This is a genomic window from Paraburkholderia sp. BL6665CI2N2 (assembly GCF_004366535.1).
In the GTDB taxonomy this organism is placed as follows: Bacteria; Pseudomonadota; Gammaproteobacteria; order Burkholderiales; family Burkholderiaceae; genus Paraburkholderia.
Map to the genome: position 1 here is coordinate 6,978,535 of NZ_SORC01000001.1, position 18,309 is coordinate 6,996,843.

The 18,309-nt window shown below is 61.6% G+C and carries 15 protein-coding genes, 2 tRNA genes and 1 rRNA gene; 7 read left to right on the top strand and 11 right to left on the bottom strand.

All coding sequences use genetic code 11. The annotated features are described in order from the left end of the window. Positions 1–103: 103 nt before the first annotated feature. From B0G81_RS31320 to B0G81_RS31340, 5 genes are all read right to left on the bottom strand, one after another. Positions 104–1,363 carry an acyl-CoA dehydrogenase family protein gene (locus B0G81_RS31320; RefSeq protein ID WP_134140725.1) on the bottom strand — a complete coding sequence of 420 codons (1,260 nt, stop codon included), beginning with the start codon at positions 1,361–1,363 and terminating at the stop codon, positions 104–106. Positions 1,364–1,455: 92 nt separating this feature from the next. Continuing rightward, on the bottom strand, positions 1,456–2,562 hold the full coding sequence (locus B0G81_RS31325) for a phosphotransferase (RefSeq protein ID WP_134140729.1): 1,107 nt from the start codon (positions 2,560–2,562) through the stop codon (positions 1,456–1,458). A 21-nt stretch (positions 2,563–2,583) separates the two neighbouring features. Beyond that, the gene (locus B0G81_RS31330) at positions 2,584–3,300 is read right to left on the bottom strand and encodes a histidine phosphatase family protein (RefSeq protein WP_134140731.1); all 717 of its coding nucleotides are present in this window, start codon (positions 3,298–3,300) and stop codon (positions 2,584–2,586) included. An 11-nt stretch (positions 3,301–3,311) separates the two neighbouring features. Further along, on the bottom strand, positions 3,312–4,100 hold the full coding sequence (locus B0G81_RS31335; RefSeq protein ID WP_134140733.1) for an enoyl-CoA hydratase: 789 nt from the start codon (positions 4,098–4,100) through the stop codon (positions 3,312–3,314). After that, the gene (locus B0G81_RS31340; RefSeq protein ID WP_134140735.1) at positions 4,097–5,662 is read right to left on the bottom strand and encodes a 3-hydroxyacyl-CoA dehydrogenase; all 1,566 of its coding nucleotides are present in this window, start codon (positions 5,660–5,662) and stop codon (positions 4,097–4,099) included. The genes B0G81_RS31335 and B0G81_RS31340 overlap by 4 nt, the downstream gene beginning before the upstream one ends. Before the next feature lie 125 nt (positions 5,663–5,787). Here B0G81_RS31340 and B0G81_RS31345 point away from each other — a divergent pair, with 125 nt between their 5' ends. Continuing rightward, the gene (locus tag B0G81_RS31345) at positions 5,788–6,435 is read left to right on the top strand and encodes a glutathione S-transferase (RefSeq protein ID WP_116142436.1); all 648 of its coding nucleotides are present in this window, start codon (positions 5,788–5,790) and stop codon (positions 6,433–6,435) included. A gap of 106 nt (positions 6,436–6,541) precedes the next feature. On the opposite strand, the gene B0G81_RS31350 is transcribed toward B0G81_RS31345, so the two are convergent. Further along, complete coding sequence (locus tag B0G81_RS31350; RefSeq protein WP_134140738.1) at positions 6,542–7,714, bottom strand: pyridoxal phosphate-dependent aminotransferase; 1,173 nt, start codon at positions 7,712–7,714, stop codon at positions 6,542–6,544. Positions 7,715–7,856: 142 nt separating this feature from the next. Next, positions 7,857–8,354: a putative toxin-antitoxin system toxin component, PIN family gene (locus tag B0G81_RS31355; protein WP_134140740.1), complete on the bottom strand. Its 498-nt coding sequence runs from the start codon at positions 8,352–8,354 to the stop codon at positions 7,857–7,859. A gap of 57 nt (positions 8,355–8,411) precedes the next feature. Here B0G81_RS31355 and yaaA point away from each other — a divergent pair, with 57 nt between their 5' ends. Then, complete coding sequence (yaaA, locus tag B0G81_RS31360; protein ID WP_134140745.1) at positions 8,412–9,194, top strand: peroxide stress protein YaaA; 783 nt, start codon at positions 8,412–8,414, stop codon at positions 9,192–9,194. Between the two features lie 33 nt (positions 9,195–9,227). Further along, positions 9,228–10,382 carry a M14-type cytosolic carboxypeptidase gene (locus B0G81_RS31365; protein WP_134140747.1) on the top strand — a complete coding sequence of 385 codons (1,155 nt, stop codon included), beginning with the start codon at positions 9,228–9,230 and terminating at the stop codon, positions 10,380–10,382. A 111-nt stretch (positions 10,383–10,493) separates the two neighbouring features. On the opposite strand, the gene B0G81_RS31370 is transcribed toward B0G81_RS31365, so the two are convergent. The 4 genes from B0G81_RS31370 to B0G81_RS31385 all read right to left on the bottom strand — a co-directional run bounded on the left by B0G81_RS31370 (position 10,494) and on the right by B0G81_RS31385 (position 14,435). Continuing rightward, positions 10,494–11,150, bottom strand: coding sequence for a hypothetical protein (locus B0G81_RS31370; protein ID WP_134140751.1), 657 nt, complete (start codon positions 11,148–11,150; stop codon positions 10,494–10,496). A 168-nt stretch (positions 11,151–11,318) separates the two neighbouring features. Beyond that, positions 11,319–11,993 carry an energy-coupling factor ABC transporter permease gene (locus tag B0G81_RS31375; protein ID WP_134140756.1) on the bottom strand — a complete coding sequence of 225 codons (675 nt, stop codon included), beginning with the start codon at positions 11,991–11,993 and terminating at the stop codon, positions 11,319–11,321. Between the two features lie 112 nt (positions 11,994–12,105). Beyond that, positions 12,106–12,984: a response regulator transcription factor gene (locus B0G81_RS31380; RefSeq protein ID WP_134140760.1), complete on the bottom strand. Its 879-nt coding sequence runs from the start codon at positions 12,982–12,984 to the stop codon at positions 12,106–12,108. A 236-nt stretch (positions 12,985–13,220) separates the two neighbouring features. Beyond that, positions 13,221–14,435 carry a DUF2863 family protein gene (locus B0G81_RS31385; protein ID WP_106280423.1) on the bottom strand — a complete coding sequence of 405 codons (1,215 nt, stop codon included), beginning with the start codon at positions 14,433–14,435 and terminating at the stop codon, positions 13,221–13,223. A gap of 270 nt (positions 14,436–14,705) precedes the next feature. Between B0G81_RS31385 and B0G81_RS31390 the strand changes: the two genes are divergently transcribed. From B0G81_RS31390 to B0G81_RS31405, 4 genes are all read left to right on the top strand, one after another. Then, positions 14,706–15,821 (top strand): AI-2E family transporter, encoded by a 1,116-nt coding sequence (locus tag B0G81_RS31390; RefSeq protein WP_134140764.1) that lies wholly within the window; start codon positions 14,706–14,708, stop codon positions 15,819–15,821. Between the two features lie 487 nt (positions 15,822–16,308). Then, a 16S ribosomal RNA gene (locus B0G81_RS31395) occupies positions 16,309–17,839 on the top strand. An 80-nt stretch (positions 17,840–17,919) separates the two neighbouring features. Beyond that, positions 17,920–17,996 (top strand) — tRNA-Ile (locus tag B0G81_RS31400). Positions 17,997–18,081: 85 nt separating this feature from the next. Then, a tRNA-Ala gene (locus B0G81_RS31405) sits at positions 18,082–18,157 on the top strand. The last annotated feature ends 152 nt before the right edge of the window (positions 18,158–18,309 follow it).

The window sequence follows — 18,309 nt, forward strand, 5'->3', positions numbered from 1 at the left end:
ACGAAAATTAGAGCATAGATCGCGCGATGCTGCTGGCGGCGCTGCAAGTCAGTCGCGGCTTCGCGGCGCCGCGCTGAACTTCCGGGCTGGGCTCAGCCCAGCATCAAACCCGCGTGATCGGCGTCTCCACACGAGCCGCCGCGCCCGCGTCCATATAACGCGCGAGCTCGAGCTTGGCGATCGCATTGCGGTGCACCTCGTCGGGGCCGTCAGCGAAACGCAGGGTTCGTGCCGACGCGTACGCATACGCGAGCGGAAAATCGTCGCTGACGCCGCCGCCGCCGTGTGCCTGAATCGCCCAGTCGATCACCTGACACGCCATGTTCGGCGCAACGACCTTGATCATCGCGATCTCGCCGCGCGCGCCTTTGTTGCCGACAGTGTCCATCATGTAGGCCGTTTTCAGCGTGAGAAGACGCGCCTGCTCGATCATGCAGCGCGCTTCGGCGATACGTTCCTGCGTGACGCCTTGCGCGGCGACCGGTTTGCCGAACGCGACACGGTGCAGCGAACGTTTCGACATGAGTTCGAGCGCGCGTTCGGCAAGACCGATCAGACGCATGCAGTGATGGATGCGTCCCGGCCCGAGTCGGCCCTGCGCGATCTCGAAGCCGCGGCCTTCGCCGAGCAGCATGTTGCCGACCGGTACGCGCACATTCTCGAGCGTGATTTCCATGTGCCCGTGCGGCGCGTCGTCGTAACCGAACACGGTGAGCGGACGATGCACGGTGATGCCGGTGGCGTCGGCGGGAATCAGGATCATCGACTGCTGCTGGTGACGCGGAGCTTCCGGATCGGTCTTACCCATGACGATATAGATCTTGCAGCGCGGATCGCCTGCGCCGGACGACCACCACTTGTGGCCGTTGACCACGTAGTAATCGCCGTCGCGCACGATGCTGGTCTGGATATTGGTCGCATCCGACGACGCCACTTCAGGCTCCGTCATCAGAAACGCCGAACGGATCTGACCTTGTAGCAGCGGTTCGAGCCACGCGCGCTTGTTGTCGTCACTGCCGTAGCGCTCGATCGTTTCCATATTGCCGGTGTCGGGCGCGTTGCAGTTGAATACTTCAGGCGCCCAGGGCACGCGGCCCATGATCTCGCACAGCGGCGCGTATTCGAGATTCGTCAAACCGGCGCCGCGCACGGAGTCGGGCAGGAACAGATTCCATAAGCCGGCGTCGCGCGCTTTCTGCTTGAGTTGTTCGATCAGTTCGGTTGGCAGCCATGCGTTACCGCTTTGGCGATTGCCTGCAATCTCTGCATAGAATGCCTGCTCGTTCGGATAGATGTGCTCGTCGAAGAATGCGAGCAGCTTTTCGCGCAACGCCTGAACCTTCGGGGGGTAATCGAAATTCATGTAAGACCTCGCGAATGACGGGTAACGGACGACGTTTGTTCGGAGCGCAGCAGAACGCACAACCCGATGTGCGATTCAGCACGCGATGCCAGTCAGCGCACTTTCTGCGCGTAGCGCCAGGCGAGTTCGGCCATCGGCTTCGCGCGGCGGCCGGCATCGAGCGCCTGAGCGCTGGCTGCCGTACCGTCGACGACGCGTTTCATGATCCCTTGCAGGATCGCGGCAATGCGAAACATGTTGTACGCCAGATAGAAATTCCAGTCGCCGTGAATCTCGAGGCCTGTGCGTTGGCAATAGCGCTCGACGTATTGGCGCTCGTCTGGAATGCCGAGGGCCGTCCAATCGAGGCCCGCGATGCCGCGGAATTGCGCCGGGTCCACGTGCCACGCCATGCAGTGATACGCGAAATCGGCGAGCGGATCGCCGAGCGTCGACAACTCCCAGTCGAGCACGGCGAGCACGCGTGGCTCCTCGGGATGAAAGATCAGATTGTCGAGCCGGTAGTCGCCATGCACGACCGATGCGCGCTCGCCCGTTTCGGCCGGCATATGCTGCGGCAGCCATTCGATCAGGCGCTGCATAGCGTCGATAGTTTCGGTCTCGGATGCGATGTACTGCTTGCTCCAGCGGCCGATCTGGCGCGCGAAGTAATTGCCTGGCTTGCCGTAGTCGGCGAGACCCACGGCCGCGACGTCGACGCTGTGCAGCGCCGCGATCACGCGGTTCATTTCGTCGTAGATGGCGGCGCGTTCGGCGGGCGTCATGCCCGGCAACGATTGATCCCACAGCACGCGGCCCTCGACGAACTCCATGACATAAAACGCGCGGCCGATCACGCTTTCGTCCTCGCACAAGGCGAGCATCTTCGCGACCGGCACGTCGCTGTCGGCGAGTGCGTGCATCACGCGGTATTCACGTTCGACAGCATGCGCCGACGGCAGTAACTTCGCCGCCGGCCCCGGTTTGGCGCGCATCACATACGAGCGGGACGGCGTGAGCAGCTTGAACGTCGGATTGGATTGACCTCCGGCGAATTGCTCCAGTGTGAGGGGGCCGGAAAATCCGTCGACATGTTGGGTCAGCCAGGCGGCGAGCGCGCCGGTGTCAAAGCGTTGCCGCTCGCTGACGGGGCGCGTCCCTTCGAAATCCGAATAATCCGGTTGGTGTTCTGGTTCGCCGGTCTGTGTGGCTTGCACCATCTGTCTCCTCCAGTTCGGGGTTCAGCTACGCTTGTATTGAATGAACTGTGCGTAGAGCATTTCCATCGTGGTGTTGCGGACGTCGCGATGCAACGGCGACGGCGGTGAATAGTTGATCGTGCGCAGCACCCAGTCACGCGGCTCGGCGCCCACGTCGAGCGCGTTGATGCAGCCGGTGGCTTGCGCCAGATGGCCGAAGAACGTGCGGCCGCCGGCCGTAAGAGCATGCGACAGGATTGCCCGGTTCACGCCGCCATGCAGAACCAGCAGCACGGTGTCCCACGACCTGTCTTCGCGCAGCGCCGCGACCGCCGGCAAGACGCGATCGAACAGCGCGCCGATGGTCTCGCCGTCGAGAAACCGCGTGCTTTCCGGCACGATACCGTCGAACACGCCAAGAAACGCCGCTTCTATGTCCTGCAGCGGAATATTGCTGAGCCTGCCGCCGCGAATCTCTTCCCAGGCGGGTTCGATTTCGAGTTCGATCTGCTGGCCGGTCTCGGCCAACACGCGCCGCGCGGTTTCGATGGTGCGCGGCAAACCGCTGACGATCACCCGGTCGAAACGGACCTGCTGTTGCGCGAACACGCGGCCCGCCGCGCTGGCCTGCTCGCGGCCGTTAGCGTTCAGCGGCACGGTTTCGGGATCGATCGCGCGGCCGGAGTCGTCGAAGTACGTGACGTCGCCGTGACGCATCAAAAAGATGCGGCGGCGCTTGGGCAGTTGATAGTCGGGCATCGTTCCTTCGTTCACTTATAGACCGGCGCGCGTTTCTCGAGGAACGCGGAAATCCCTTCAAGCCCGTCACGGTGATGCAGCGAGGCGACAAAACTGTCGCGCTCCGCCACGAGATGATCGGCGAGCGGCTGCGTGCCGGCTGCGCCGATCAACCCCTTGATGCGCGCGACCGAGTTGGGCGAAATCTTGCCGAGCTCGTCGGCCCAGGCGACCGCGGCGTCGCGCACGGTGCCGGTCTTGACCAGCTTGTTGACGACACCGAGTTCATGCAGGCGTGTCGCCCCGACCGGTTTGCCTTCGATCAACACTTCCGTGGCCAGTTGACGCGGCAGGGCTTGAGCGAGAAACCACGACCCGCCGCCGTCGGGCGTCAGGCCGACGCGTGCATACGACATGACGAATTTGGCTTCGTCCGCGGCCGCGATCAGGTCGCAGGCCAGCGCGAGCGAGAATCCCGCGCCGGCCGCGGCGCCATCGACGGCGGCGATCACCGGCTTCGACGAAAGACGCACCGCCGAGATCCATTCGCCGAGCAGATCGATGCTCTCCGCTTGCACGGACGGATCTTTCGCGCGGTTCTCCAGCAAGCGGTTCAGATTGCCGCCCGCGCAGAAGAAGTTGTCGGCGCCGGTGATCACGACGGCGCGAATCGACGGATCGCGTTCCACCGAGTCGAGCGCCTCGATGCCGGCGGCGTACATGTCCGGGTGCAGCGCGTTGCGTGCGCCTGGGTTCGAGAGCGTGAGGACTAGTGTCGATTCGCTTTCGGTGGGGCGCGAGGTCAGCAGTTCGGCGCTCATTGTTGTGTCTCCTGAGTCTTCGTTTCGATGTCGGCCGCGTCGCGCTGGGTCAACGACATGCCAAGTTGCGCTCGCCGCGCGAGCCATGGAGACGGACGATAGCGCGGATCGCCGAGCACACTGAACATGTTGCGCAGGATGGCCAGGATCGTGGTCGAACCGAGCGCGTCGCCGAGGGCTAGCGGGCCGCGCGGGTAGCCGAGGCCGAGTGTCACGGCGAGGTCGATGTCTTCCGGCGTGGCGATCTGTTTTTGTGCGATATCGCAGCCGATGTTGACGATGGTCGCCACCACGCGTTGCGCGACGAAGCCGGTGGAATCGCGGATTACGGTGACGGGCACGCCGTCGGCGGCAAAGAGCGCGTGCGCCGTGTCACGCGCGCTGCGCGCGGTGGCGGGCGTTGTCATCAGCGTGCGGCGTTGCGCGCCGACCAGCGGGAAGAGCGCATCGATCGCGACGACGCGGGTTGCGTCCAGCGCTTCATCGACCGCGGCCGTGGTCACATCGTGACCGAACGGTGTGACGACGATCAGCGAATTCGCTGCGGGCGTGGCGCCGTCGTCGAGCTTCACACCGGCTTTCTCGATGAGTTGCACGACCGCGTCGCGGGCTTGCGGATAACGCTTGCTGACCCAGACGCTTGCCGGCAGTCCGGTCGGTATGGGCGCTTCGGCGGCCACTTGCTGCTTGCCGTCTTCGTAGCGATAAAAGCCTTCGCCCGTCTTCCGGCCGAGCAGTCCGCCGGCGAGCCGCGTGCCGGTAATCGGCGACGGCGTGAAGCGCGGCTCTTCATAGAACTGATGGTAGATCGACTCCATCACCGGATGCGAGACGTCCAGCGCCGTCAAATCGAGCAACTCGAATGGGCCGAGGCGAAAGCCGGCCTGCTCGCGCATGATGCGATCGATGTCGGCGAAACTCGCCACACCTTCACCGGCCACGCGCAAGCCTTCGGTATTCATGCCGCGGCCCGCGTGATTCACGATGAAGCCGGGCATATCTTTCGCGCGCACCGGCGTGTGACCCATGCGGCGCGCGAGATCCATCAGCGCGTCGCCTGCCGCGGGGTCGCTGCGCAGACCGTCGATCACCTCGACGACCTTCATCAACGGCACGGGATTGAAGAAGTGATAGCCGACCACGCGCGACGGGTCACTGCAGCCGGCGGCAATTGCCGTAATGGACAACGAAGACGTGTTGGACGCCAACACGCAGCGGCCGCTCACGACGGTCTCGAGTTCGCGGAATAGCGCCTGCTTCACGTCGAGTTTCTCGACGATCGCCTCGACGACCAGATCGCAGCCGGCCAGTTCGCCGATGCTCTGCGCGCCGCTCACGTTCGCGAGCGCCGCAAGCGAGCGGGCCTGATCGAGCTTGCCTTTAGCCGTCAATTTGGCGAAAGTCTCGGCGAGGTAGTCGCGCGCGGCGCCGATCGCAGCAGGGTTAGTGTCGTACAGACGCACACTGAGACCGGCCAGTGCGGCGATCTGGGCGATACCGCGGCCCATTGCTCCGGTTCCGACAATGCCGATAGTCTCGATGCTGAAATTGCGAGAGGTCATTGGAAACTCGACTCCATGGTTATTTTAGAATAGCACGATCGTGCAATTTACTGGATGATTGATCGAAGGCCGCTGTTGTGACGTCGATGAGCGGTCGCAGACAACTTAAGGGAAGGAGACACCCAATGATCAAGCTGTGCGGTTTCGCGCTCTCTAACTACTACAACAAAGTGAAGTTCGTGCTGCTCGAACACGACATTCCGTTCGAAGAAGTGTCCGTGAAGCCGAGCCAGGACGAGGCCATGCTCGAGCATTCGCCGCTCGGCAAAGTGCCTTATCTGCAGACTGAAGACGGCGATCTGAGTGAATCGCAATGCATTGTCGAGTATCTGGCCGCGCGCTTTCCCGACAAGGCGATTTTCTCCGCCGACCCATGGGAAGCGGCCAAAGAGCGCGAACTGATCATGTTCGTCGACGTGCATCTCGAACTGACGGTGCGCAATCTCTACAAGGAAGCATTCTTTGGCGGCACCGTGACCGAGGCGACCAAAGGGCGTGTCGAGAAACTGCTCCGGCATCACATTGCCGGCTTCAAACGGATCGCGAAGTTCGGGCCGTATCTGAGGGGCGAGCGTTTCAGCGTCGCGGATACGGCCGGCTATGTGAGTTTGCCGCTGGTGGGCATGGCGACGCAGACCATCTACGGCAGCGATTTTCTGCTCGACGCAGGGATCGACTGGAAGAGCTATATGAAAGCCATCAACGTGAGACCTGCCGCGCAGCGTGTGACCGAGGACCGCAAGGCGTATGTCGCGGCGTCGCGCCCGGTTTGATGGGCGCGGCCCGGAACCAGGTGAACCGGGGCGTGCCGCGCACGCCCGGGCCGCTACGCGCGATGGCGAGGAACGTTGGTTCGTTCTCAGCATCGCGCAGGACATGCTAGAGGCGCGCCAGCCGCTCGAGCGCGGTGGCCAGCGTGCTTTCCTGCTTGGCAAAGCAGAAGCGCACCACGCCCGATTCATGGGCCTCGTGATAGAAGGCCGAGACCGGAATGGCCGCTACGCCGATCTCGCCGGTCAGCCATTGCGCGAATTCGGCTTCGGGCAAGTCGCTGATCGCAGAATAATCGACGCACTGGAAGTATGTGCCCGTGCACGGCAACAGTTTGAAGCGTGAGTTCGCGAGGCCGGCGCGGAAGAAGTCGCGCTTCTTCTGATAAAACGCGGGCAGGCCGAGATATGGAGCGGGGTCGTTCATGTAATCGGCGAGGCCGATCTGCATTGGCGTGTTGACCGTGAACACGTTGAACTGGTGCACCTTGCGGAACTCGGCGGTGAGCGCGGCGGGCGCGGCCACGTAGCCGACCTTCCAGCCCGTTACGTGATACGTCTTGCCGAAGCTCGACACCACGAAACTGCGATGCGCAAGTTCGGGATAGCGCGCCACGCTCTCGTGCGGCGCGCCGTCGTAGACCATGTGCTCATACACTTCGTCGGACAGGATCAGCACGTTGGTGCCGCGCACGATCTCTTCGAGCTTGCGCATGTCTTCCGCGCGCCACACCGTGCCGGTCGGATTGTGCGGCGTGTTGATCAGCAGCAGCCGCGTTTTCGGCGTGATCGCGGCGGCGAGCTTGTCGAACGGGATTGCGTAGTCGGGGGCGTCGAGCGTGACGAACACCGGCTTGCCGCCGGCCAGTTCGATGGATGGCAGGTAGCTGTCGTAGGTCGGCTCGACCACGATCACCTCGTCGCCCGGGTGGACCGTGCAGAGAATCGCGGTCAGCAACGCCTGCGTCGCGCCCGCTGTCACGGTGATCTCAGTGGTGGCGTTGTAGCGGCGGCCGTACAGCTTTTCGATCTTGTCCGAGATCGCCTGACGCAGCGGCGCGACGCCGGCCATGGGCGGGTACTGGTTGTGGCCGTCGCGCATGGCGTTCGCGACCGCATCGACGATGCGCGGATCGCAGTTGAAATCGGGAAAGCCCTGACCCAGATTGACCGCGCCTTTTTCGGCGGCGAGCGCGCTCATCACGGTGAAAATCGTCGTGCCGACGTCCGGCAGGCGAGACGGAAACGTGGGACTCGAAGGCGTGTCGTGCGGTGCATTCATGGCGCTGTCCGGAGCGTGGGCAAATGGGTTAGACAAAGGCGTCGGGTGAAACGGGCGAAGCCTGATTGTAGGGAATCGCGGCGCGCTGTGCGCACCATGGAACTCACGTTAGCCGTCTGGCCAGGGCCATGCGGCTGGCGGGTCATGCGGTTAAAGGCTCGCCGGCCGCGTTCAGCGACATGCCGATGGCGGCGACGAACGGCGCCGGTTGTGCGATCTGAAACCCGAAGTCGCGTGCAATCCGCTTGGCCAGCTTCAACACGGCGCGATCCTTCGAGACCAGCCAGTCGGCCTGCGCGGCGTGCGCAAGCTCGAGAAACTTCTGGTCGTCGCGGTCTTTGCATTTGGGCAAGGGCCTGGCATCTTCCGCTTGCGCTTCGGGTTCGACCAACTGCGCGAGCCGTGAAACGACCGCTAGCGCCGCGGCCTTGTCCACATTCCGATGCACGAATTGCGGATAGTCGAGCACATAGGTAAGTTCGGCGAGGCAGCGTGCGTCAATCAGCGCGGTCAGCGCGCCGCTTTCGAGCGCGGCCGCGATCGGCCGCGTGTGCGGGTCGTCGAACACGAGAATGTCGATCCACACATTGGAATCGAGGACGACACGCAAAGCGTCGGGTGAGGCATGGGAACCGGGCATTCGTTACAATCTGGCTTTCGTCTTTGACCGCCAGGCACGGCGTGCCTGCAAGCCTCTATGATAATCGTTCTGTCGCCGGCGAAATCGCTCGACTACGAAACCCCGCCTCACGTCAAAAAGCACACGATCCCCGATTTTGTCGACGACGCGGCCGAATTGATTGGCGGATTGCGTCGTTTGTCGCCGCAGCAGATCGCCTCCCTGATGGACATTTCGGATCAACTCGCGCACCTCAATTTCCAGCGTTACGCGGAGTGGTCGCCCAAGTTCGGCACGCACAACGCCAAGCAGGCGGTACTGGCGTTCAACGGCGACGTGTACGAAGGCTTCAATGCGAAGACGCTCTCGTCGGCGGATCTGGACTATGCGCAGAATCACGTGCGCGTGCTGTCCGGCCTGTACGGTTTGCTGCGGCCGCTCGATCTGCTGCAGCCGTACCGGCTCGAAATGGGTACGCGTTTCGCTAATCCGCGCGGCAAGGATCTGTACGCGTTCTGGGGCGAACGGATCACGCAGGCACTGAACGCGCAACTGAAGAAGAACGCCGTGGCGTCGCGCATGCTGGTGAACTGCGCATCGGGCGAATATTTCAAGTCGGTCAAGCCGAAGCTGCTCGAAGCGCCGATCATCACGCCCGTTTTCGAAGACTGGAAGGGCGGCCGCTACAAGATCATCAGCTTCCATGCAAAGCGCGCGCGCGGTCTGATGGCGCGCTATGCCGTGGAGAATCGCCTCGACAGGCCTGAGCAACTGAAGGACTTCGACGCCGACGGCTATGCGTTCGACACCGAAGCCTCGAACGATTCCACTTACGTATTCCGCCGCCGCGTCGCTGACTAAGCGTCGCCACGCGGACAAGCAGGGAAGAACATCATGACGTTATCGATTACAAGCAACTTCGACGCGGGTGCGATCGAAGTGCTCTCCTGCGAAGAAGCAGGCAACATCCGCTTGCGCGTGCGGCCGGACAGCCATGCCGAGTTCGCGCAATGGTTTTATTTCCGCTTGTCGGGCGCGGCGGGCGAACGCTGCGTGATGACTTTCGAGAATGCGGCCGCGTGTGCCTTTGCCGAAGGCTGGCGCGACTATCAGGCGGTGGCGAGCTATGACCGCGTGAACTGGTTTCGCGTGCCTACGTCGTACGACGGCCGCGTGATGACGATCGATCACACGCCGGATTTCGACCGTATTTACTACGCGTACTTCGAGCCGTACAGCGAGGAACGCCATTCGGAGTTTCTCGGCGCGGTGCAGCAGATGCCGCAGACCACGCTCACCGAATTGGGCGCGACCGTCGAAGGGCGGCCCATGTCGCTACTTACGCTCGGTACGCCGCAAACCGGCGACACGCCCAAGAAGAAGATCTGGCTGATCGCGCGCCAGCATCCAGGCGAGACGATGGCCGAATGGTTTATCGAGGGTCTCGTGAAGCGGCTCGCGGGTTGGGGCGATTGGGCGGGCGACCCGGTCGCGCGCAAGCTTTACGATCACGCGGTCTTTTACATTGTGCCGAACATGAATCCGGACGGCAGCGTGCACGGCAATCTACGCACGAATGCGGCCGGCGCGAATCTGAATCGCGAGTGGATGGCGCCGGATGCCGCGCGCAGCCCCGAGGTGCTGGTGGTGCGCGACGCGATTCACGCCACTGGTTGCGATCTGTTCTTCGATATCCACGGCGACGAGGCGCTGCCTTACGTTTTCGTGGCCGGCTCCGAAATGCTGCCGGGTTTCACGGAGCGGCAAGGGCAGGAGCAGAAGGCGTTCATCGAAGCGTTCAAGCAGGCGAGCCCTGATTTTCAGGACAAGTATGGCTATGCCGCGAGCAAGTATCGCGAGGACGCACTGAAGCTGGCGTCGAAGTATATCGGCAACGAATTCGGCTGCCTGTCGCTGACTTTGGAGATGCCGTTCAAGGACAACGCCAATCTGCCCGACGAACGAGTGGGCTGGAACGGCGAGCGCAGCGCCGCGCTCGGCGCTGCAATGCTGCAGGCGATCTTGCGGCACGTGGAAACATTTGCCTGAACGTCGCCGCACATAAAACGAGGCACACACTTCACAGTGTGTGCCTCGTTTTTCATTAGGGCGCGTGGTTCACTTGGCGCACTGGCAGGCGGACGCCGCCAGCGTGACCCGCTAATAAGTTTTCTTCTTCGCCACGGCCTTCTTCGAAGCTGCTTTGTTCGAGCTCGGTTTCGATGATTTGCCCGAGCTTGGCTTGGACGACTTGGTGGTGGCTTTCTTCGTTGTCTTGCCGCTCGCCGAGTGCTTGCCTTTGGCGCTCTTGTGCTTGCCCGACGATGCACGCGACCCCGACGGTTCCGAACTGCGCGCGCGGGCCGGCGGCACCGGATCGTTCCAGCTGAACGCGAGCATCTGCGCGCCGACGTAGCCGCAGCGGAACTTGAGATCCGCGGGATCGCCGCTGCCGCTCTGGCGGATGCCGAGCCCTTCGACGGTGACGATATTGTCTACCTTGACGCGCTGCTTGCCCTCGTCGAACGAATCGTTCCACGGCGTGACCGACGCATGCGCGCTGTCGAACGAACTAGGTGGAAATTCGACGTGGTCGAAGGCGGTTGACGTGCTGGCGACAAAGTTGCCATGGGCGGCGCAGTCCGCAACGAGCGGGTCCGCGTGCAGGTCATTGACAAATTTGTTGACGAGATCGTTGTGCTGTTCGAGTTGATCGGCGAATGCGGGAGCAGAGCATATGAGCGAGAGACTCGCCGCACATGTTGTCAACCGGCCGACCAGCCGCAGCAATCGGCGCGGTACGTTGGTGCGATCCATCTAGTTAGTTAGACGCTAATGAGACATGAGGCACGTAAGATGCCCGGCAAGAGGGTGGAGTTCAATCCTGACACAAATATTTTCCTGTTGGGAGTGTGTGGGCCCGGGCGGCTCGACGAAGCCGAGTCGCTGTTCGCCGTCAATACGCGTTCGGTGCCCGCGCGAGTGTCAGGTGCGTGGTCCGCCCAGCCGGTATCTCCGGACATCATAGGTGGTGACCCACGCCGGACGGTAGACCGAAATCAACGCCGTGGACATGCCGGTGAACCACGATTCCCCGGTGGCAAGCAGGAACACGCTGAATGCGTAGCCCGCGGGCACCACGGTCATCGAACCGTCGGCGAGCGCGATATGAATGCCGAGGGCGGCGGCCGCCGTGAGCGACACGGCGACGGCCGGCGAAACAAAGCCCTGGCCGAGAATGAACATGAAGAGATTGCGTGGCAGCCACGCGATGCTGATGCGCTGAAGCAAAGTGGAAATGCCGACCGGCAGTGCACCGTACACGAGGAACGTAAGTGCGATGCCCTGCCATGGCGCATCGAAGACGACGGCGGCAAGACCCGTGACCACCGCCATGGCGATCAGCGCCAACGCCCAGTCGAACAACGTGACGACTAGCGTGGCGCCGAGCAGATGCATGACCGTGCCGTCGTCGAGCCACGCATTACTTGCCCACAGCACCGACACTGCGACGATGATCGCAAGCCAGACATGCTGCAGTGTGCCGTCCTGAAGTCGTTTGAAAGGATTTTTCCACAGCGCGAGCGCGACCACTATCGCAGTGGCGATCCAGCCACCGACAGCGACCCAGAACGGAAGCGGTGTGTAGAGGAAACCCATGAGTCTCATATTACTCGTTGGACGAGAAAAGGTGTGAGCGGATTCCATGCCAGCAGGCGCAAACGCTGCCGGAAAGTGCTCACCCGGATTCCGTTGCGCGCGCCGGCGGCGTTCATCCAGGGCCTGGTGCGAGCGGGTCCGGTGCGGGTCCAATGGACGGCGCGTCTCCATACGGTGCGCCTGGTTCTGCCGCCATGGGCAACAATGCAGCGGTGTCGTTAGCCGGCAACGGATACTGGAAGCGCCGCCGCGCGCGACGCCGTAGCGGTACCACGCCGGGCTGGCCCATGATCGGGCGCACCGGGCCGTCGCCGCCGTTGCGCAGCACCTGCAAATGGTTCGACAGCCAGCCGTTATAGAGCGCGACCGCGGCCGCGCGATTGGGCGCGCCGAGCTGCTGGAATATGCTGGTCAGATGGATCTTGACCGTGCCTTCGCTGATGCCGAGCGTGCGCGCGATCATCTTGTTGGTGCTCCCCATGTGGACGCAGCGCATGATCTGCTGCTGACGGGGCGACAGTACGTTGGCCAGTCTGGCGCGACGCGGCGGTGGGCTCTTTTCGTCGAACGGCCGGATAGTGATGTCCGGTGGCAGCGGAGGATCGAGCGCCAGCGCGCCAGGCGGCACGTAGTGACCGCCCAGCAGCACCATTTCGAACGCGCGCACGATCAAGCAGGGATCGGTGTCGCGCGGCACGACGCCGAGCACGCCTTCGTCCATGAGATCTCGCACGGCGGTCGGCGAGATCTGGTCGGACAGCACGGCAATGCGCAGATCGGGGTAATGGCTGAGCAGATGGCGAATATCGGCGATCGACATCCAGTCCTGCCAATCGACCAGCAGCAGGTCGGGCCGCTGACGCTTGAGCGTGCGTTCGACCTGACGCCAGTCTTGAGCTTCGTTGAAACGCGCCAGGCGGTCGATTTGCCGCAGCAGTGCTTTGAGCCCGTCACGTCGTTCCGCGTCTGAGTTGAGTATCGAGAATCGCATGCATGTCTCCAGATGAGTCGGGCGAAGTGGCGCGATGCGTGCGCACGGCGCGTGAGAGCCGGATGCGTTCGCGATGCGTCGCCATACCTATGATGACAAATTCCCTTCTGTTTGACGGCCTGTCCAAAAGGCATAAGAGGAATGACGTAAAACCGGGCGAGCACAAAAAAAGCCCCGCGCGCGGCGGGGCTTTTCAACGTCGACTCCGACGCGCAAAAATGCGCCGGCGAAGAGGGTCAATGGAAGTGCGGCTGCGCGGGTTCCGCGTCCTCCGGCATTTCGGCGTGGACGATTTCGCCGAGCGGATCGGCATACAGCGGTACGCCGCAGTCGTCGCAATATTCCGGCTCGAAGCGGCCGGCGTGGCGGCGCACTTCGGTCACCCCGGTTTCCTTGAGCAACGCGACGATTTCTTCGAGCGGGTCGTCCGAAGCGGCGGTTTCCTGCGGTTCTTCGTCGATGCCGGGTTCGCCGTTCTCACGGCCGTACAGCGGCCACACGACGCCGTAGATCACGTCATTGCTGCCGCGGCGCGTGAAGCCGACGCGGTATTCGTCGATACGGCGCTCGCCGAAGCCTGCGACGACGGCGCGCAACTCCTGCGGCGCGGCGCCGATCGTGTCGAACAGATAGCGCACGGCAGTGCGCACTGTATGAGGACGCACGCGTTCGTCGGCGTCGCGGCAGGCCGAGTAATAGGCGTCCGGCAGCAGGCACTCGAATTCGCAGCCCGGCAACACCAGCGACAGATTGGCGCCGCCTTGCGTAGCCCATTGTTCAAGGCACTGCCCGCGTTCGATCCGGTTGCCGTGTTCTTCTTCCTGCCAGCGGAATGTCGGTTCGCCGACCGGCGCCGCGACCACGGCCAGCAGGAAGCGTGGGTCGGCCAGTATCGGCGAGGTTTCTGGCAACTCGCCGAAATTCAGTTTGACGTTGCCGCCAGCCATGGCTGCCTGCGCGAGTTGCTGGGCAATGCGCCAGGTTTCGACATGATGACGCGGCAATTGATCGATGCTGTACAGGAACGGCGCCAGGGCGACCCGCGTGTTGGTCGCGAGCACGTGCGCTTGCAGATGTGCGCGCAGGGCGTCGGCGGCATCGGCCTTGAGCGGGCCGGACGGGATCATGTAGCGCGTCCACGCGAGCACCGGCGCGGCGATCAGCAGCGCCTCGTAAGGCACGCCTTCATGTTCGACGATGAACGACTCGCTATGGGTTTCCGCCATATCGGCGAGCGCCCCGTAGGCATCGGGATGATTTTGCTGCAGATGGTCGAGCGCGGCATCCAGCGTGGTCTGGTTGGCGTTGCGAACGATTTTGGCCAGCAGCGCATCGAGCTTCGCTTCCCAGAAGCGGTCCTCGGTGCGGCTGCCCGACGCGAAAAGCGCGAGCGAGAGACCGACAAGCTTGTCGGCATCGGGGGGGAGACGTTTGGCGATTCGCGAGCGCATAAATCCGGAAATTGGGGTGCACAGAACCTTATATTCTAGTCTTTTCTATGCCGCCATATTGTTTGGCCGGCAATGCCGGATGAATTAAGACGTTTTTACACTAAAAATCAGAGCTGCCGAGCGGACCTATTTGGGCCTTTGCATGGCGACCTGACCTGATGATATAAGACGCCCCGGGCGCATGACTCGCTCCTATACTGACCCTTTCAGGGCGCTTCGACAAACCTACGTCCGCTCGTCACTGGAGCTTGGCGTAACAGGAGATTCATCGTGAAATCGGACCAACTGATCGAACGTCTTGCCGCGGTTTTCGCGCTGATTATTCTGGTGGGCGGCTCGCTGCTGGTGCTGGCGCCCTTTACGACCGCGCTGCTGTGGGGCGCGATTCTCAGCTATAGCTCGTGGGGCTTGTACCGGCGGCTGACCGCGGCCCTGGGCGGCCGTCGCAAAGGGGCCGCCACCTTGATCGTGTTGATCATTCTGATTGTGGTGCTTGGCCCGTTTGTGTACGCGGGCTTTGCCTTTGGGGCGCACGTGCATGAGATCGTCGCGCTGGTGCAGCGGCTCTTCGAGGCCGGCTTGCCGGATTTGCCACCGTGGGTTGCCCGGATTCCGCTGGTGGGTTCTAACGTCGAGGCATTCTGGGAGCGGCTCACAAGTAGCAATTCGGAACTGATCGCGCAATTGCGTACGCTTGCGGCGCCCGCCGGCAAGTGGATTCTGGCGGCCGCGATTGCTATTACGCACGGTCTCGGACTGCTGGCGTTGAGCATCGTGCTGGCTTTCTTTTTCTACACAGGGGGGGAGGGCGCGGCCGCCTGGCTGACTGCGGGCATGCGGCGTATTGCCGGCGAGCGCGCCGATTATCTGTTGGCACTCGCCGGCAGCACGGTGAAAGGCGTTGTCTACGGAATTCTCGGCACGGCGCTCGTGCAAGGTATTCTGGCTGGTTTTGGATGCTGGATCGCCGGTGTGCCGGCGCCGGCGTTGCTCGGGTTGGCGACATTCTTCCTGTCGGTGATACCGGGCGGCCCTGTTGTCGTCTGGTTGCCCGCGGCAATTTGGCTGTACCACGGCGGTGCGACGGGGTGGGCGATCTTCCTGGTGGTGTGGGGCGTACTGGCCGTCGGCATGTCCGACAATGTCATCAAGCCGATCCTGATCGGCAAGAATAGCGACATGCCTCTGATTCTGGTGATGCTAGGTATCTTGGGCGGTGCATTTGCTTTTGGATTCCTTGGGGTTTTCATCGGACCGACTTTGCTGGCGGTCGCGTATACCGTGCTTCACGACTGGACGATCGGCGCGCCCGCTGCGCGCGCCTCGACGCCCGACGTAAAGGCGCTCGTTGTCGATGAGCCGGGCGCCGTAAAAGAGGTGCCCTGAATAAATTCCAGATAACGCTTGCAAGGCGGGTTCGGGCTCGCTAGAATCTCGCTCTTTCGTGCTTCGGACAACGGGCACGGGAGGCGGGAGAGCCAGCAGTGGCAAGGCTTTCAGCGAAGCGGGCAGGTTCAGGAAGTTAGAAAAACCTGTTGACGGCGTAGCGGAAGTTCTTCATAATCTCGTTTCTCTGCTGCTGATGCAGCGACGCAGAACGAAGCGGTGCCGGGTGGTTGTGATGTTGACGACTGGCGGTACGGGTTCGGTGGTGAATGCGTACTCGATCTTTAAAAATTAACAGCCGATAAGTGTGGGCGCTTGATGCGCGACACGCCGGCGGGCCCTTCGGGATCTGCCGGATGAAGCGAAAGTATCAAGTCTCACACAGTAATGAAAGGAAGGTTTTTCCATTGAAAGATGGAAGGATCATTCGTCAGTACGTTGAGTGAGCGACCGGTTGGTAAAACAACCGAAAAACAGTAACAGGTTTGAACTGAAGAGTTTGATCCTGGCTCAGATTGAACGCTGGCGGCATGCCTTACACATGCAAGTCGAACGGCAGCACGGGAGCAATCCTGGTGGCGAGTGGCGAACGGGTGAGTAATACATCGGAACGTGTCCTGTAGTGGGGGATAGCCCGGCGAAAGCCGGATTAATACCGCATACGATCTGCGGATGAAAGCGGGGGATCTTAGGACCTCGCGCTACAGGGGCGGCCGATGGCAGATTAGCTAGTTGGTGGGGTAAAGGCCTACCAAGGCGACGATCTGTAGCTGGTCTGAGAGGACGACCAGCCACACTGGGACTGAGACACGGCCCAGACTCCTACGGGAGGCAGCAGTGGGGAATTTTGGACAATGGGCGCAAGCCTGATCCAGCAATGCCGCGTGTGTGAAGAAGGCCTTCGGGTTGTAAAGCACTTTTGTCCGGAAAGAAAACCTCTTGGTTAATACCTGAGGGGGATGACGGTACCGGAAGAATAAGCACCGGCTAACTACGTGCCAGCAGCCGCGGTAATACGTAGGGTGCAAGCGTTAATCGGAATTACTGGGCGTAAAGCGTGCGCAGGCGGTCCGCTAAGACAGATGTGAAATCCCCGGGCTTAACCTGGGAACTGCATTTGTGACTGGCGGGCTAGAGTATGGCAGAGGGGGGTAGAATTCCACGTGTAGCAGTGAAATGCGTAGAGATGTGGAGGAATACCGATGGCGAAGGCAGCCCCCTGGGCCAATACTGACGCTCATGCACGAAAGCGTGGGGAGCAAACAGGATTAGATACCCTGGTAGTCCACGCCCTAAACGATGTCAACTAGTTGTCGGGTCTTCATTGACTTGGTAACGTAGCTAACGCGTGAAGTTGACCGCCTGGGGAGTACGGTCGCAAGATTAAAACTCAAAGGAATTGACGGGGACCCGCACAAGCGGTGGATGATGTGGATTAATTCGATGCAACGCGAAAAACCTTACCTACCCTTGACATGTATGGAATCCTGCTGAGAGGTGGGAGTGCCCGAAAGGGAGCCATAACACAGGTGCTGCATGGCTGTCGTCAGCTCGTGTCGTGAGATGTTGGGTTAAGTCCCGCAACGAGCGCAACCCTTGTCCCTAGTTGCTACGCAAGAGCACTCTAGGGAGACTGCCGGTGACAAACCGGAGGAAGGTGGGGATGACGTCAAGTCCTCATGGCCCTTATGGGTAGGGCTTCACACGTCATACAATGGTCGGAACAGAGGGTCGCCAACCCGCGAGGGGGAGCCAATCCCAGAAAACCGATCGTAGTCCGGATCGCACTCTGCAACTCGAGTGCGTGAAGCTGGAATCGCTAGTAATCGCGGATCAGCATGCCGCGGTGAATACGTTCCCGGGTCTTGTACACACCGCCCGTCACACCATGGGAGTGGGTTTTACCAGAAGTGGCTAGTCTAACCGCAAGGAGGACGGTCACCACGGTAGGATTCATGACTGGGGTGAAGTCGTAACAAGGTAGCCGTATCGGAAGGTGCGGCTGGATCACCTCCTTTCTCGAGCGAACGTGTCAGTTGCGTAAAAGCAATGCGTTGAGCGCTCACGCTTATCGGCTGTGAAATCAGAACAGACTCAGGGGTCTGTAGCTCAGTCGGTTAGAGCACCGTCTTGATAAGGCGGGGGTCGATGGTTCGAATCCATCCAGACCCACCAAAGTCTTGTCTGGTGTGCTGATCGCCGAGTTTGGCGACTAAGACCCCTGGGTATCAATGCAGGTAGAGATTATCTGTTCATGACTGGGGGATTAGCTCAGCTGGGAGAGCACCTGCTTTGCAAGCAGGGGGTCGTCGGTTCGATCCCGTCATCCTCCACCAATCCTCAATGCGTAGCGTTCTGCGGGTAGTAAAAGCAGAGCACTGTGCATTGGCGATTGAGCCAGTCAGAGTGATATGAAGCAGAGCTTTATATCGGCTGTCGTTCTTTAACAATCAGGAAGAAGTAGTAAAGAGATTCACGAAAGATCACT